The following is a 14205-nucleotide window of genomic DNA, read 5'->3' on the forward strand; positions in this document are numbered from 1 at the left end:
TATAGCTTATAACGATTATTATCCTTTTGGGATGCAGGTGCCTAATAGGTATTATAATGGTGCAGATTACAGGTATGGGTTCCAGGGGCAAGAAAAAGATAATGAGATTAAGGGTGATGGTAACAGTTTAAATTATACCTTTAGGATGCATGACCCAAGGATTGGGAGGTTCTTTGCGATTGACCCGTTATTTAAGGATTATCCTCATTATTCTCCTTACAGCTTTAGTGGTAACAAGGTAATAGCCTTTAAAGAATTAGAAGGATTAGAAGAAATATATACAATGACGGCTCAAAAAGCTAAATATGAAGGCTATGAATTATCATTGAAAATTCTTCAAAATAGCGGCATAATGTCTGAAATTGCTGCTAAATTCAGATTGGATAATACTAAAACAGACATTTACATGTCCGTAATGAAAGGTGTCAATGCTAGAGGTGATACTCATTTATATGATAGTCATGGTACAAAAGATAACCAATCTACATTCCCTGAAGTAATCATGTGGGATATGGCTCAAAAAGGGACTGGACTTAATGGTAAAGAACTCACTTTTATGAGAGACCATACAATTAAAAAAAATCAAGAGGTCATAATGGTAAGATTAGATGAAGATCTTGTCATAAGAGCTAATGAAGATTTAGACGATCTTAAGCAATTAACATTAACGATTGTTCATGAAATATATGCACATGCTGTGAATATGAAAACAGGTGATTATACTACCGATGAATCTACTGATCATCAAAAGTTTCACAATGACTCTAAGTTAACACACTTCTCCCCTCCTTATTATAAAGTTAAGAAAGATTCAGATGCTGGAAGATTTATAGAGAGAATTGAAAAAACTATTAAAGAAATGGGATTAGATAAAACCATGAAGAGTAATTCGGAACCAACACCAAAACCAACACCAAAACCAACACCAAAACCGACACCAAAACCAATACAAAAAAAGACATGAGAAACATCTGTTTTTTATTATTAATTTTAACTATCTCTGGATGTAATCATGATAATGACTACTTTAACGAGTTAGACAATCCCAATAATATTTTTAATATTAAAAAAACTACGAATAAATTGGATGGACATCATATATATGCTATTGATAGACCATATTTGGGAACATTTTCGTCGTTTACCGAAAGTAATTTCTTTTTAATTGATGAAGGTAGAGTAATGAATATATTTATTAATGAAGATTGCGATAAGGAGTATAGTACAGGCGATTATATTATTATTAAAAAATTTAAAGATTTAAAAAATGTAAAAAAATTAACTCCTTGTAATATAATTTTATCACCACTATTAGATTTTTCATTAAAAGAAGGAGATTCCTTAAATTATTTAAAGAACTACGTTATATATAATCAAAAAATATTTTTCGATCCTAATCTTAATGATTCCATTTATAAGTTTTGTCGAAAATGGAACTCTAAAACTTACAGCACCGTAATATTTGCAGCGAAAGCAAAAGGTATAATTGGCATTTATGATTCTATTGATAAAAAAGAGGAGGTAATTGAAGCTTGTGGATTAATTTATAGGGAAGCGAATATTCAAAAATTAAAACTCTTGAAACCAGATATTAATCTTAATTTAATTAGAGAATTTAGGTAATGGGGGTAATGTTTCAGATGTGTTGGTGCTTATTTATTTCTCAAGATCTATTCTGTAAATCAAACATTCATTTTCCAGATGTGTTGGTGGAAATCATTACAGAAACAAAACCGTTTTTGCTTCTAACCCCGACAGCAGCGGTATCCTTTTTGCAAAAAAGATAATGCGCATTGCGACTATTGATGTTATAGTTCCATTAGTTCAGGCTATATAAAAACAATAGATATCTTCCCGAACCGGTGAGAGATCAATTGTTTTTTGCTGTTATTCTTTTATCAACGCTTTTAATCTAGCTTCGCGTTCGGAACTAATCGGCACGCCTTTGTAATCATTATATTGCTGTTGCTTCCGTTGGTCGCGAATGTAGTTCCAGAGTTCGCCCATTTGTACTCTCGCACCATCCAAATCTGATATAATATCCATGCTCTCCTGAATGCTAAACTATAATTCGGGTAATAGATTATATAAGTTAATTTCATCTTCAAGACGGTACTCTTAGATTGGATTCCTTTTTCTTGTAGAGGTGTTTCAACCTTAACGGAAGTTTTAACCCCACGTTCCAATATCACACGGTTCATAACCTCAGTTACTACCTTTATATCCTTCTCTTCACATAGCAACGCATCGTAAACATACAGGACATCAATATATCTCTTGTTGAGGTCTTTGATAACATCGGTCATAATGCCTACTTCAACCTCAAACATTCTTCTGGAAGTTATCTTGTATCCATGCTCTTTCTTATCCTTAGAGATGTTCTCCAACATCTTAGGCTCATGCTCTTGGTAATGCTTAAAAAGGGGTGACCATTTCATTTGCACCCATTCCTTATTAAAAAATCCTAGGTGTTCAACTTTACCTTGAAATGTACCTGAATGGCCTTCAGCTTACTGCAGGTTACTGTGATAATCCTGCACTGGACAGTGATAACATAAAAGACACACTAGACAACTGTCCGTTTACCTTTAACCCGCTTCAGGAGGACGTTGATGGAGATGGTGTGGGCGATGTATGCGACAATTGCAGGATTACATCCAATGCCAATCAGTTAGACAGCGATAGTGACGGATTGGGTGATGTGTGCGATAATTGTAAGTTTACTGCTAATGCTGACCAGACCGATACCGATGGTGACGGGGTAGGTGATGCTTGTGACAATTGTAAGCTTGTAGCTAACACCAATCAACTTGATAGTGACGGTGATGGAATAGGCGATGTGTGTGAGGGAATGGATCAGGGTGAAGGTAAACTGGCTGCTATTGGTACTAAAATTACTACCGGAAGATTTGTAGGTAACAAACGCTACGAACTTACCAATCATTTGGGTAATGTTTTGAGTGTAATAACTGACAGGAAACTAATAGGGGGCAATACTACCGAAACTACAATATATGATATGCAATTTGCCACTACAACAGAAGGATGGGCTAAAAATTCCCAATCAACAGCTATAGCCGTTGAGGATGGCAGACTTAAAGTTACTACCGGAGTTTACGGTCATGGTGCACAGAAAAGTATATCACTTACTGCCGGAATAGCCTATTTGATAAGTTTTGATGTTGACAGAGATAATTTTACTGGCGGAATGAATTATAGGTTGGTTGATCCTGCTAACTACACTCCGGCATTAAGTACTGCAAATATTACGGAAAGTGGCAGAGTTTCCTTTACCTTAACAGTTGCAACTTCAAAAGCATATTATTTGCAGGTAAGGTTATATCAACCAGGATATTCCGGTGCAGCACAAAGTTTTTATATTGACAACGTAAAAGTTACAAAATTAACTAATAACTTTACTGTAGGATTTAACCCCGATGTTATAGCTTATAACGATTATTATCCTTTTGGGATGCAGGTGCCTAATAGGTATTATAATGGTGCAGATTACAGGTATGGGTTCCAAGGGCAAGAGAAAGATAACGAGATTAAGGGCGATGGTAATAGTTTAAATTATGCCTTTAGGATGCGCGACCCAAGAATTGGAAGGTTCTTTGCTACGGATCCCTTGGAATGTAGATACTCTTATAATTCTCCTTATGCATTTAGTGAAAATAGAGTTATGGATGGGGTTGAATTAGAAGGAAAAGAATTTAGCTTAAAGGAAAATGAAACTGGAAATGATATTGCCATAAGTGTAGCTTATAAGATAACTGTTGAAGGTAAGGTTACCGATGCTGATAAAAGTAGATATGCAGAAATGGCAAAAGGAATTAATTTTAGTGTAACTCAATTTGGAGGTCATGATTCAAACGGAAGTCGAATTTCATTTAACGCAACGTATGATTCCAAGGCTACAATAGAAATACGATTTGTTGATCAATTACCTATTGAAGGAAATGAAGAGGCTAAAAATTTTGGTAAAGTAATTAAAAAAGAAGCAGACGAACCTACCCTATTTATGGCTTTGGGAAAAACCCCACACAGTCAAAAAGGCGATGTAGTGAGTGGTACAGTATATGTTTTAAAAAGTGCTGCTTCACAATTTTTATATAATTATTCGAGAAGTGATAATAATAATAATAAATATGATTATTATTCTGGTGCTTATATAGCGTTACATGAATTATTTGTACATTTAATCAATCAAAATCCCCCAGGATCAGAAGATCATGTATACTATGAAAATATAGTAGACAAACCTAGTCAAAAAGTTTGGGGCGGTGAAAGAGTAAATATTACACCATTGGAAGCTCGTAAGAGCACATTTTCAAGTAGTGCCTATATTCCTCAAGACGAAAGAGAAATGTCAGTAAGTTTCTTTTTAACTTTAAGTCAAATTGATGGAATCGTAAAAAATATACGCAAAGGTTTGCAAAAAGATAAAGAAAATCCTCAAACAAATAATAATAATGCTGTTGTACCTTGTTCAGGTTGTTATACAGTTCCAAAACCTGCAGGTGATAATTATGGAAGCGAATAATAATATTAATAAAATGTACTTATGAGAAAAATAATTATATTATCCGTTATTCTTTTATTGATAGTATCATGTAAACAATTTCAAATTATATATGATTCCAGAAATAAGACTGATCAAATGAGAAGTGATGAACTAAACTCCAAAGATGGACCTTATACTTTGACAATTGCTTTTGAAAGTTCTTTAGTGAATGAACATGTAAAAGTTGAAGCACCTAGTATAGTTAATCCTGCTGATTGGCAAACTTATTTTAACAACAAACTAATTGATTGTGAAGAATATTCATGTAAAATTATTAAGGTTAATTCTGCTGGGATAGTTCACATATATATTAATAAAAAGAAGATTGTACTTGATAATAATCCTGAACACTCGCTATCTGAACACAGGTATCTATTTATAAGTAAAGAAAAAGGAAAATATATTTTTTATTTTTCAAACTATCCAAAAGCTATGTGGTAATGTGGTAATGTTCCAGATGTGTTGGTGCTTATTTATTTCTTAGTAGATATTCTGTAAATCAAAAAGTTAAATTATTTTACTTTATAAAATTAAAACAACCTTCGGGTTGTTTTTTTGTTTAATGTATGTTTAAATCTAATATAATGGCTTTAATAGAAGGTTCGTGTTCCAGATGTATTGGTGGCAAATCATCACAGAAACAAAACTGTTTTTCTGTATAAGGCCGATAGCGATCCAGTTTTTAATTTATTTTTTGACACTGGCCGAAATAATTTAATTGTATTATCTTCGTAGGGAATTATAATGTTCTTTAAATTAAATTATTATACAGGTATTAGTTGTGGCAAAATCGTGGCATAACTATACCAAAAAATACCAAACTTAGCATTTATGCGGGTTTTACGGATGGGTTCGAATCCCTTCCTCTCTGCTGAAGCGATTTTTTTAGCTTTTCAAAACAAAGCAAAATTTTCAAAAAGCTATGTAAAACCTGCATAATCAATGATTTGCAGGTTTTTTTATTTCTACATATTGATCAAAATTTTTAAAGATGCACAAAAAATTTGTGGCAAATCTATAGTACATCAGTTAGACCTTTATTAACTTTAAACGTTTGAATTTTTGATAGAAAAATTTAATTTTATAAGCAATATAGCTAACAAGAAATCTAGTTAATATTCATATTAAAACATATTAACTTGTATTTATGAGAATCTGAATTAATTTTTTTCCAATAATTGTGAGTATTGGGAGATAAATCTTATGCTATCTAAAGATTAAAAACCGTATGGAGCTAATGTAATATTTATTTTAAATGTTAAATTTGTGAATTATCCTAAAATAAATTACACAGGTGAAAGAATTGGAATCAATAAAAAAATATGTATCTAAGTACATCTCCTTAACTGAAGATGAAGAAAAATATTTTCTATCAGTTCTAACAGTAAAAAAAATTCGAAAAAAACAAAATGTTGTTCAGCCCGACTTCACTTGCAAATGCAGAAATTATATAGTCAAAGGCGCAATGAGAGCATATTATTTAGATGATAATTCTCAAGAGCATACAATCACATTAGCTATTGATGATTGGTGGATTTCTGATTTCAATAGTTATATTTATCAACAACCCGCTACGCTTTTTGTGGAGGCTTTAGAAGATACAATTGTTATACAAATTGAATATACAAATGAACAACTTCTATTGGAGAAAGTTCCAAAATTTGAAAGGTTTTTTAGAATTATTACTCAATATGGTTTTGCATTTTTACAAAGAAGATTGCTTTCAAGTATTAGCAAATCAGCTGAAGAAAGATATGAGACCATCTTAGTTGAATATCCTCTAATTGCACAAAGAGTACCTCAATTTGCTTTAGCTTCATATTTAGGAATGAGTACAGAATACCTTTCTAAACTTCGAAATAATAAAGTATCCTTAAAAAAGTTGAAGTAGTTTAATAAAATTTCTTAATTCACAATGGATTAAATCACTGTAAAAAAGTATTTAATCAAAAAAGAGTTGAACTAGTTCAACTCTTTTTTTTAATATTTTTCAAGTTTATTTTTTTAAGGTATTGCCAACTTTGTATAGTCAATAAGACGCATGTTATAAAAAAAATAAACTGATGGAAACAGGAACGAAAAAGGTAACTTTTGAAGTACCGAAGATAGAACAAGTATCTCAAAACAATCATACGATTTTTGATTATATGCAATCCGCATTTGTAAAAGTGCCCAACCTCTATGCAACTTTTGCCTTAAACTAAACGGCTTTAGCTGGCTATTTGGCTTTGCAGAATCGCAAGATACTCTCTCTGCAAAAGAAAGGGAAGTTATAAATTTAATGGCCAGTCAGGTGAATGATTGCAATTATTGTTTGCCTGCGCATAATGTTATTGGTAAAATGTTTGGATTTACAGACGATCAAATGCGTGAAATCCGCAAAACTCAAATTTCTTTCGATAAGAAATATGATGACTTACAAAATTTCTAAAAGAATCCGCCAAAAACCTAGGAGCTATTTCAGAAGAAACTTCTGCCACATTATTTGAAGTAAGTTATACCAAAGCAAATGTAATATGCATTGTTGTGATTATCGGTGACAAAGTCGTAAATAATTACTTATACAATTTTACTAAAATACCAGTTGATTGGCCTGAAGTTCACAAAATCTAAAATTTAAAAAGATTAACGATAATGATAAAAGTATTAGCGTATTTCAAAAACACGAAGGGGAAAAAATTTGATATAGATTATTATGTCAATCATCATTTACCATTGATAAAGAAAATCTGTGGTGAAAATTTAAAAAACTTATCGGTCGATAGGGGTTTGTTTGGTCATGAACCGAATTCAGAACCAGTATACATAATTGTAACTCATTTTTATTTTGAAAATTTAGAAGCATTTCAAAATTCAATAGTTAATAATCTTAATACAATTTTAGCAGATTCTCCTAACTTCACCGATATAGAACCTGTGTTTCAGATAAGTGAAGTTATACTATAATTAAATAATTAAAGACTAATAAAAATGAAGAAAAAAATTTTAATTGTTTTTGCTCACCCTGAGCAAACTTCTCTTACCAGAACAATGGTAGATACAAGTATTGAAACTCTTGAGGCACTAGGGCACGAAGTTATTTTGTCTGATTTATACGGCATGAAATGGAAAGCTGTACTTGATGAAACAGACTTCCCAAACAGAGTAAATAATGAAAGATTATCTTTTATACATGAGTCAGGTAATGCTTATGCTACCCAAAGTCAAACGCCAGACGTAGTAATAGAACAGGAAAAATTATTGAGTGCGGATGCAGTTATCCTCCAATTTCCATTATGGTGGTATGGTATGCCTGCCATATTAAAAGGATGGATCGAGAGAGTATATGCTTTTGGATTTGCTTACGGATACAAAAATGGCACCAATCAATTTAGATTTGGAGAAGGTATATTAAGTGGTAAGAGAGCAATTGTTTCTGTATATGCTGGTGGACCAGAAAGCGATTATAGCGCTAGAGGTATTAATGGACCAATCGAACAATTATTGTTCCCTCTAACTCATGGAGTGTTATTTTATCCAGGAATGGAAGTGTTGCCAACACATGTAGTACATAGTGCTGCCTTCATCAAACCTGAAGAAGTGGAAAAGGCTAAAATAGAGTGGAAAAAAAGATTAGAGAATCTATTTATAGACAAACCTATCCCTTTCCGAGCGCAAAATGGAGGAGATTACCCAGACCGCCATGTTTTAAGAGATGATATTGATCCTGAAAAAACAGGAATTCTAGCTCATATAGCGAAATAATATTAAGTATTTGTGAGTAAAAACGCCTAATTTTCAGTCTGTTGCCAAAACAAAATTATTGTGGTGCATTCATGGTGCAGTTAAATTGTAGTTCCAAAAATGCCAGTGTTTACAAGCATAAACATATAGGTTCGAATCTCTTCCGCTCTGCTTAATAAATCCCTATGAAATCGACATTCAGTTTTGTAGGGTTTTGTTTTTTAGGTGATATTTCGGGGAAGTTTGTGTTGCTAAGACAACACTACCGGATGTTACTTTCCAGTTACCCCTTCATATAGTTTGGTGTTTAAAATGCAAATTTGAAGTATTTAGCCTGGCCAAAGACAGAATAAAGAGTGTGGAGAAATGATTTGAAGTGGGGTTCTGATCTTGAGAATTAACAATTGATAAGCAATGAAATTATTCATTTAAAAAAAATAACTTTGTAAGAGATAAGATGGCTTTTGGTCTTAGAATGGAGATCAGGGTATCTTAGTATTAACTAAAGATTGTATAAAGCACAATGATTAAAGTATTCGTTATCGGATTCTTAATACTAATAGTTTCCCTTTTTATTTGTATTTACAAGATAATTCTTTTAAAAAAAGAAATTTATTATAAATTTATTGATCAATCAAAAATGATTACTTCTTTTGATAAGCTTATGGATTATGATGGGAATTGGCTATTTAAAGAAATTGCCTATAAGGAATTATTATTTGATAATCCAGAAAATCAATGGCTGATTAAGTATGTTAAATCTATAAAAAAGTTAGAACGTGCAAGCATATTTCTAGTTGCCATAATTGTAGTGTTTGCTATAATAATGAAATATTTTGAAGCGGTGTAATTTATGCCTAACCTGGATATAGATGTCAATATAAAAAACCTGTTCAATTAAATGAACAGGTTTTTTTTGTGTTGCTACATTTGACTGGAGGATTTTTGCTGCAATGCTGCCAAGGTGCTTTCCATTTGGGCAAGTCTTTGTTCAAGGGCATTGTCATTTGTCAGCATAGTGTAACGAAAAACATGTATAATTTTCCAAACTGCTTTTATATTGTTGGTATTTAAAAGAATAGGCTCAACACCCGGATGGTTTGCAGTTAGCATAACTGCATTGTTATTGTGTGTAAATTTTCTAAAATAGAGTTGTTCGTTTGCTAAAGCAACGGCCAGCTCTCCGTTAAGGGTGTCAAGTTCATTTAAAGGTATTTCTGTACCTATTATTATGTCTTTCGGATAAAATCCTGCCGATCCGCCCGACATAGTTAAGTCGTCAATTACAAAAGCAATTTTATCTTTTCCGGTTACATTGGGTAATTTTATGGTTGGAAGATCTATATTGCTAATTATATTAGCAAATTGGAGAATAAATTCTTCCTTTACTTCAGGAGTAATACATTTTATAGCTTCAAATCCATCATTTCTGTAGGTGTATTCTGTTGTTATAGCTTCATTAAAGCGTAATAAACGATTAACGGTGAGCTCTTTTGTAAGCAATTCGTCTATACTAATGCTAAAGTGATTAGCAATTTTTACTACTGTTTCCAATTTCGGATTACTACGCTCTTCTTCGTATGCACCAAGTGTAGCTCGCTTTAAATCAAATATATCGGCAAATTCCTGCTGACTAAGATTACGTACACTTCTTATTTTTTTAAGGTTCTTTCCAAACATAAAAAATATTTTTGCTAATTTTATTTGCAAATAATTCTAATTTTTGTAAATTTGCTCTAACGATATTAGCAAATATAGTAATAATGCTAATACAGTGAGCTTAATAACGTAAAAAATAATAAACGTTGTTAAAAAGTGATTAAAACTTAACTTGCCCGAAAGAAGAAAAAAAGCGAGTTTTATAAAATTATTTTAATAGCTGTATGATGAAAGATTATTTTGGAGTGGTAAAAAATTACCTGAATGAACTTCAGCTGGAAATTAAGTATGAAAACAAAAAAGAAAGTGTTTTCATGGTTAACAGCGAGCAGGATGGTATTGTTAATCTTATTATATGTGTTGCTCACCCTATTGTGATTTTTGAGCAGTACCTTTTTGAGGTTAACCCCGATGCGCATTTTGTGTTTAAGGCATTGCTGCAAAAAAACCGCGACATTATTCATGGCGCATTTGTTCTTGATGATACAGGCAGAAAAGTAATTTTCAGAGACTCACTTCAGCTCGAAAATTTGGATCAAAATGAGTTCGAGGCTACATTAAATTCGCTCGGCCTGCTATTGAGTGAGTATTCAGAACAGATTATTAACTTTTCAAAAAACAAAAGCAATGAGATTTCTAAGAAGATTATTTAAGATAGGGCAGGCAGAAGTGCACCACGCCATAGATAATATGGAAGACCCTATAAAGATGACCGAACAGGGTATAAGAGACATGAAGAGCGATCTTGACACAGGTCTTGAAGCACTTGCCCAGGTAAAAGCCATGAGCATAAGAGCTAAAAATGAAATAGAAGAATGTGCCATAAAGGCCGAAGACTATAGCGAAAAAGCGATGCTTATTCTGAAGAAAGGCCAAAAAGGTGCTATGGATACTGCCGATGCAGACAGATTGGCTACCGAAGCTTTGGTGAAAAAAGAAGAAGCTTTAGCGGCACAAAAAAGGGCGGAGGCAGATAAAGAAAAGTTTGACCAGAATGTATTGCAGATGGAAGCGAATGTGCATACCATAAAGCAGAACATAAATAAGTGGGAGAACGAACTTAAAATATTACGTTCGAGGGTAAAGGTAGCCGATGCTACAAAAAGCCTGAACAAACAAATGGCTAAGATTGACAGTAACGGAACTATTTCGCTGCTGGAAAGAATGAAAGATAAAATTGTACAGGAAGAAGCACTTGCCGAAGCCTATGGTGATATTGCCAATGCAACCAAATCTGTTGATGACGAAATAAACAATGCGGTTGATGTTAAAAAGGACAAAGCATTCAGCGAACTTGAAAAACTTAAAGAGCAGCTGGGTATAAGTGGTCCGAGAGATTAAAAACTTTTATAAATGAAGGAACTAATAGAGATTTCTTTTTCTCCGGTAAATGCTTTTTTTACCATTATGTCTATCATAATGGTAATCTATTGGCTGCTGGTAATAATTGCAGGTATAGATCCTGATTTGTTTAGTGTAGATTTTGATTCTGCTGACATTGATGTGGATACCGACCTGGATATTGAAGCTGATGGAGATGCTGACGGTAATGGCTTTATTAAAATACTGGAGTATTTTAATTTTGATGAACTGCCGTTAATGTTTATTATTACCATTATATTTTTCAGTATGTGGCTGGTAGGTGTAAATATTACCTATTATCTGGGTATAGAGAGCACTTTGTTAGGGTTCCTGCTAATTATTCCAAACTTTATCCTGAGTCTGTTTGTGGTTAAGCTGTTTAGCAAACCTCTGGGCTATTTATATAAACAGGTAAACCATAAAGGCGAGCCGGAAATAGATTTTTTAGGCAGAAGATGCAGGGTTGTATCATCTGTAAGTCATGATAAAACGGGACAAATAGAACTGACGGTGAACGGAGATCCCATAAAAATATATGCAAGAAGCAATACACAAGAGAAACTTGCAACAGGCCAGCAGGCAGTTATAGTGGGTGAAAGTGAGGATAAAAAATACTATCTCGTAGAGAAATTTGATTATTAAACCAACCAATCAATTATCCAGCCATGTTTTACTTAATTACACAAATTGTTGCAGCTTTTACCGCTGCGATACGATACATTATTGAAATTATTTTTTAAACCAATTATTATAATTACAAACACTTAAAATCAAAATGTTAGGAAATTCTTTACTTATTACAATGATAGCTATTATTATAGTAGTTATCGGCCTGCTTGTATGGATTGTATCCATGTATAAAAAAATCATACAAGGTAAGGTTATAGTTCGTACCGGTGCAGGGGGTACAGTGGTGTTTTTTAATGCCGGCCTTGTAGTTCCGGTACTGCATAAAATGGAGATAATGGATATCTCTGTTAAAAAACTTGATGTTGAACGTACGGGTGTAAACGGACTTATTTGTAAAGATAATATCCGTGCCGATATTAAGGTTACATTTTTCATAAAGATAAATAAATCTACATCAGATATTATAAACGTAGCACAAACTATTGGCTGTGGCAGGGCATCTGAAATAGATGTACTAAGAAACCTTTTTGATGCCAAATTTTCTGAGGCACTTAAAACAGTAGGTAAAAAGTTTGATTTTATTGAGCTTTATGAAGCCCGTAGTGAGTTCAGGGAAGAAATTATCTCTATTATCGGTACAGATCTTAACGGTTATGTATTGGATGACTGTGCTATTGATGACCTGGAACAAACACCGCTTAGCCACCTGAAAGCAGATAATATTCTTGATTCTGAAGGTATTAAGAAAATTACCGAATTAACGGCTGCGCAAAACATTAAGGCAAACCTTATTCGCAGGGACGAGGAAAAAACAATACGTAAACAGGATGTTGAGGCACGCGAAGCTATTTTGGCTTTAGACCGCCAGCTTGCCGAGAAAGAAGAACAGCAAAAACGCGAAATAGCAAATATTAAGGCTCGTGAAGAGGCAGAAATTGCTAAAGTTAATGAAGAAGAAAGGCTGAAGTCGGAAACTGCAAGAATAAATACTGCCGAGAAAGTAATGGTGGCCGAAGAAAATAAAGAGCGCCTTATAATAGTTGCGGCTAAAAACAAAGAGCGTACAGCAGCAGTAGAAAACGAAAGGGTAGAAAAAGACCGTGCTTTAGAGCAGACGGAAAGAGAGCGTATTGTTACTCTTGCCCAAATAGAAAAAGACAAAGCTGTTGAGGTAGAGCGCAAAAATATTCAGAATGTTATCCGCGACAGGGTTGTGCTTGAAAAAGGCGTGGTTCAGGAGCAGGAAAACATGAAAGATATTGAGGCATTTAAAGAAGCCGACAGGCAGAAAAAAGTAGCTGTTACCCGTGCTGAAAAAGAAAGTGAAGAACTTTACATTAAGCGTTTAAAAGCTGCAGAAGCAGAAAAAGAAGCTGCAAAACAAAAAGCAGAAGAAATTAATATTGAAGCAGCTGCGAGAATGGCTGCCAGCGAAAAAGAAGCAGAAGCAAGAAAAATACTTGCAGAAGCTAAAGCTAAAGAAGATGCTACTGTAGGGTTATCTGAAGCACAGGTAATGCATGCTAAAGCAGATGCTAATGAAAGACAGGGTATTGTAGATGCTGTGGTTATAGAGAAAAAAGCACTTGCAGAAGCTGCCGGTATTAAAGCAAGGGCAGAGGCGTCTAAACAACTTGGTGTTGCAGAGGCAGATGTTATTAAAGAAAAAGCACTGGCAGAAGCTTCGGGTATTCAGGAAAAAGCTGAGGCTATGAAAAAACTTGACGGTGTAGGTAAAGAGCATGAAGAGTTTAAGCTGCGCTTAAACAAAGAGCTTCAGGTAGATCTAGCCCATATCAATATTCAGAAAGATATTGCAGATGCTCAGGCAAATGTAATTGGCGAAGCGCTTAAAGCTGCTAAAATTGATATTGTGGGTGGTGAAACTATGTTCTTTGACCAGATTGTTGGTCAAATTACAAAAGCCAAAGGTTTTGACAGGCTGGTAAACCATTCTGAAAATATTACCGATATTAAAGAAGCTATACTGGGCGACGGTGCCGAAGGACAGGAAAATCTCTTGGAAAGGATAAAAGGTTTTGCCGATAAATATGGTATCTCATCCGAAGATATTAAAAACCTTACGGTTGCAGGACTGCTAATGGAACTGCAAAACCGCAGTAATGATGATGGCGAAAAAGGCCTGTTCTCTAACCTGATGGATATGGCTAAAAACCTTGGCCTTTCGGGTAAAAAATTAGGATAAGTTTTCTCTGATTTTTATATTTTTCCCGCACAGAATGCCACTGTGCGGGATACTTTTCTTT

Annotated in this window: 16 protein-coding genes; 14 read left to right on the top strand and 2 right to left on the bottom strand. The window is 33.8% G+C overall.

The annotated features are described in order from the left end of the window. Both NHE85_RS07550 and NHE85_RS07555 read left to right on the top strand, forming a co-directional pair. On the top strand, window positions 1–964 hold a 964-nt coding region (locus NHE85_RS07550; RefSeq protein ID WP_308219349.1), incomplete at its 5' end, for an RHS repeat-associated core domain-containing protein. Continuing rightward, complete coding sequence (locus tag NHE85_RS07555) at window positions 961–1623, top strand: hypothetical protein (protein ID WP_252811249.1); 663 nt, start codon at window positions 961–963, stop codon at window positions 1621–1623. The genes NHE85_RS07550 and NHE85_RS07555, both read left to right, overlap by 4 nt. Before the next feature lie 284 nt (window positions 1624–1907). Here NHE85_RS07555 and NHE85_RS07560 read toward each other — a convergent pair whose 3' ends face one another. Further along, window positions 1908–2438, bottom strand: a complete 531-nt coding sequence (locus NHE85_RS07560) for a hypothetical protein (RefSeq protein WP_252811258.1) — start codon at window positions 2436–2438, stop codon at window positions 1908–1910. Between the two features lie 50 nt (window positions 2439–2488). Between NHE85_RS07560 and NHE85_RS07565 the strand changes: the two genes are divergently transcribed. From NHE85_RS07565 to NHE85_RS07600, 8 genes are all read left to right on the top strand, one after another. Then, window positions 2489–4543, top strand: a complete 2055-nt coding sequence (locus tag NHE85_RS07565; protein WP_252811260.1) for a thrombospondin type 3 repeat-containing protein — start codon at window positions 2489–2491, stop codon at window positions 4541–4543. Between the two features lie 21 nt (window positions 4544–4564). Further along, on the top strand, window positions 4565–5005 hold the full coding sequence (locus NHE85_RS07570) for a hypothetical protein (protein WP_252811262.1): 441 nt from the start codon (window positions 4565–4567) through the stop codon (window positions 5003–5005). 853 nt (window positions 5006–5858) lie between these two features. Then, window positions 5859–6455, top strand: a complete 597-nt coding sequence (locus NHE85_RS07575; RefSeq protein WP_252811264.1) for a Crp/Fnr family transcriptional regulator — start codon at window positions 5859–5861, stop codon at window positions 6453–6455. 172 nt (window positions 6456–6627) lie between these two features. Next, complete coding sequence (locus NHE85_RS07580) at window positions 6628–6768, top strand: hypothetical protein (RefSeq protein ID WP_252811266.1); 141 nt, start codon at window positions 6628–6630, stop codon at window positions 6766–6768. A gap of 77 nt (window positions 6769–6845) precedes the next feature. Continuing rightward, on the top strand, window positions 6846–6995 hold the full coding sequence (locus tag NHE85_RS07585; RefSeq protein WP_252811269.1) for a carboxymuconolactone decarboxylase family protein: 150 nt from the start codon (window positions 6846–6848) through the stop codon (window positions 6993–6995). Between the two features lie 203 nt (window positions 6996–7198). Beyond that, window positions 7199–7510: an EthD family reductase gene (locus NHE85_RS07590; RefSeq protein WP_252811271.1), complete on the top strand. Its 312-nt coding sequence runs from the start codon at window positions 7199–7201 to the stop codon at window positions 7508–7510. A gap of 24 nt (window positions 7511–7534) precedes the next feature. Further along, a complete protein-coding gene (locus NHE85_RS07595; protein WP_252811273.1) occupies window positions 7535–8308 on the top strand; it encodes an NAD(P)H-dependent oxidoreductase in 774 nt (257 codons plus the stop codon). A 502-nt stretch (window positions 8309–8810) separates the two neighbouring features. Continuing rightward, entirely contained in the window at window positions 8811–9137 is a 327-nt protein-coding gene (locus NHE85_RS07600; protein WP_252811276.1) for a hypothetical protein, read from the top strand. 74 nt (window positions 9138–9211) lie between these two features. Here NHE85_RS07600 and NHE85_RS07605 read toward each other — a convergent pair whose 3' ends face one another. After that, window positions 9212–9967 (bottom strand): helix-turn-helix transcriptional regulator, encoded by a 756-nt coding sequence (locus NHE85_RS07605; protein WP_252811277.1) that lies wholly within the window; start codon window positions 9965–9967, stop codon window positions 9212–9214. A 206-nt stretch (window positions 9968–10173) separates the two neighbouring features. On the opposite strand from NHE85_RS07605, the gene NHE85_RS07610 reads away from it, so the two are divergent. From NHE85_RS07610 to NHE85_RS07625, 4 genes are all read left to right on the top strand, one after another. Then, window positions 10174–10599 carry a YbjN domain-containing protein gene (locus tag NHE85_RS07610; protein ID WP_252813285.1) on the top strand — a complete coding sequence of 142 codons (426 nt, stop codon included), beginning with the start codon at window positions 10174–10176 and terminating at the stop codon, window positions 10597–10599. After that, window positions 10574–11287 (top strand): PspA/IM30 family protein, encoded by a 714-nt coding sequence (locus NHE85_RS07615; RefSeq protein WP_252811279.1) that lies wholly within the window; start codon window positions 10574–10576, stop codon window positions 11285–11287. Before NHE85_RS07610 ends, NHE85_RS07615 begins: the two co-directional genes overlap by 26 nt. Before the next feature lie 12 nt (window positions 11288–11299). Further along, a complete protein-coding gene (locus NHE85_RS07620; protein ID WP_252811281.1) occupies window positions 11300–11950 on the top strand; it encodes an OB-fold-containig protein in 651 nt (216 codons plus the stop codon). A gap of 160 nt (window positions 11951–12110) precedes the next feature. Next, the gene (locus NHE85_RS07625; RefSeq protein ID WP_374676576.1) at window positions 12111–14144 is read left to right on the top strand and encodes a flotillin family protein; all 2034 of its coding nucleotides are present in this window, start codon (window positions 12111–12113) and stop codon (window positions 14142–14144) included. Window positions 14145–14205: the final 61 nt, after the last annotated feature.

Origin of the sequence: Flavobacterium sp. NRK1 (genome assembly GCF_024054175.1) — a bacterium.
In the GTDB taxonomy this organism is placed as follows: Bacteria; Bacteroidota; Bacteroidia; order Flavobacteriales; family Flavobacteriaceae; genus Flavobacterium.

Excerpts from the sequence above, each read along its gene's own strand:
- NHE85_RS07600 (WP_252811276.1), top strand. The coding sequence starts at position 8,811 with ATGATTAAAGTATTCGTTATCGGATTCTTAATACTAATAGTTTCCCTT.
- NHE85_RS07595 (WP_252811273.1), top strand. The coding sequence starts at position 7,535 with ATGAAGAAAAAAATTTTAATTGTTTTTGCTCACCCTGAGCAAACTTCT.
- NHE85_RS07580 (WP_252811266.1), top strand. The coding sequence starts at position 6,628 with ATGGAAACAGGAACGAAAAAGGTAACTTTTGAAGTACCGAAGATAGAA.
- NHE85_RS07620 (WP_252811281.1), top strand. The coding sequence starts at position 11,300 with ATGAAGGAACTAATAGAGATTTCTTTTTCTCCGGTAAATGCTTTTTTT.
- NHE85_RS07555 (WP_252811249.1), top strand. The coding sequence starts at position 961 with ATGAGAAACATCTGTTTTTTATTATTAATTTTAACTATCTCTGGATGT.
- NHE85_RS07565 (WP_252811260.1), top strand. The coding sequence starts at position 2,489 with ATGTACCTGAATGGCCTTCAGCTTACTGCAGGTTACTGTGATAATCCT.
- NHE85_RS07610 (WP_252813285.1), top strand. The coding sequence starts at position 10,174 with ATGAAAGATTATTTTGGAGTGGTAAAAAATTACCTGAATGAACTTCAG.
- NHE85_RS07590 (WP_252811271.1), top strand. The coding sequence starts at position 7,199 with ATGATAAAAGTATTAGCGTATTTCAAAAACACGAAGGGGAAAAAATTT.
- NHE85_RS07605 (WP_252811277.1), bottom strand. The coding sequence starts at position 9,967 with ATGTTTGGAAAGAACCTTAAAAAAATAAGAAGTGTACGTAATCTTAGT.
- NHE85_RS07585 (WP_252811269.1), top strand. The coding sequence starts at position 6,846 with ATGGCCAGTCAGGTGAATGATTGCAATTATTGTTTGCCTGCGCATAAT.
- NHE85_RS07625 (WP_374676576.1), top strand. The coding sequence starts at position 12,111 with ATGATAGCTATTATTATAGTAGTTATCGGCCTGCTTGTATGGATTGTA.
- NHE85_RS07570 (WP_252811262.1), top strand. The coding sequence starts at position 4,565 with ATGAGAAAAATAATTATATTATCCGTTATTCTTTTATTGATAGTATCA.
- NHE85_RS07560 (WP_252811258.1), bottom strand. The coding sequence starts at position 2,438 with ATGAAATGGTCACCCCTTTTTAAGCATTACCAAGAGCATGAGCCTAAG.
- NHE85_RS07615 (WP_252811279.1), top strand. The coding sequence starts at position 10,574 with ATGAGATTTCTAAGAAGATTATTTAAGATAGGGCAGGCAGAAGTGCAC.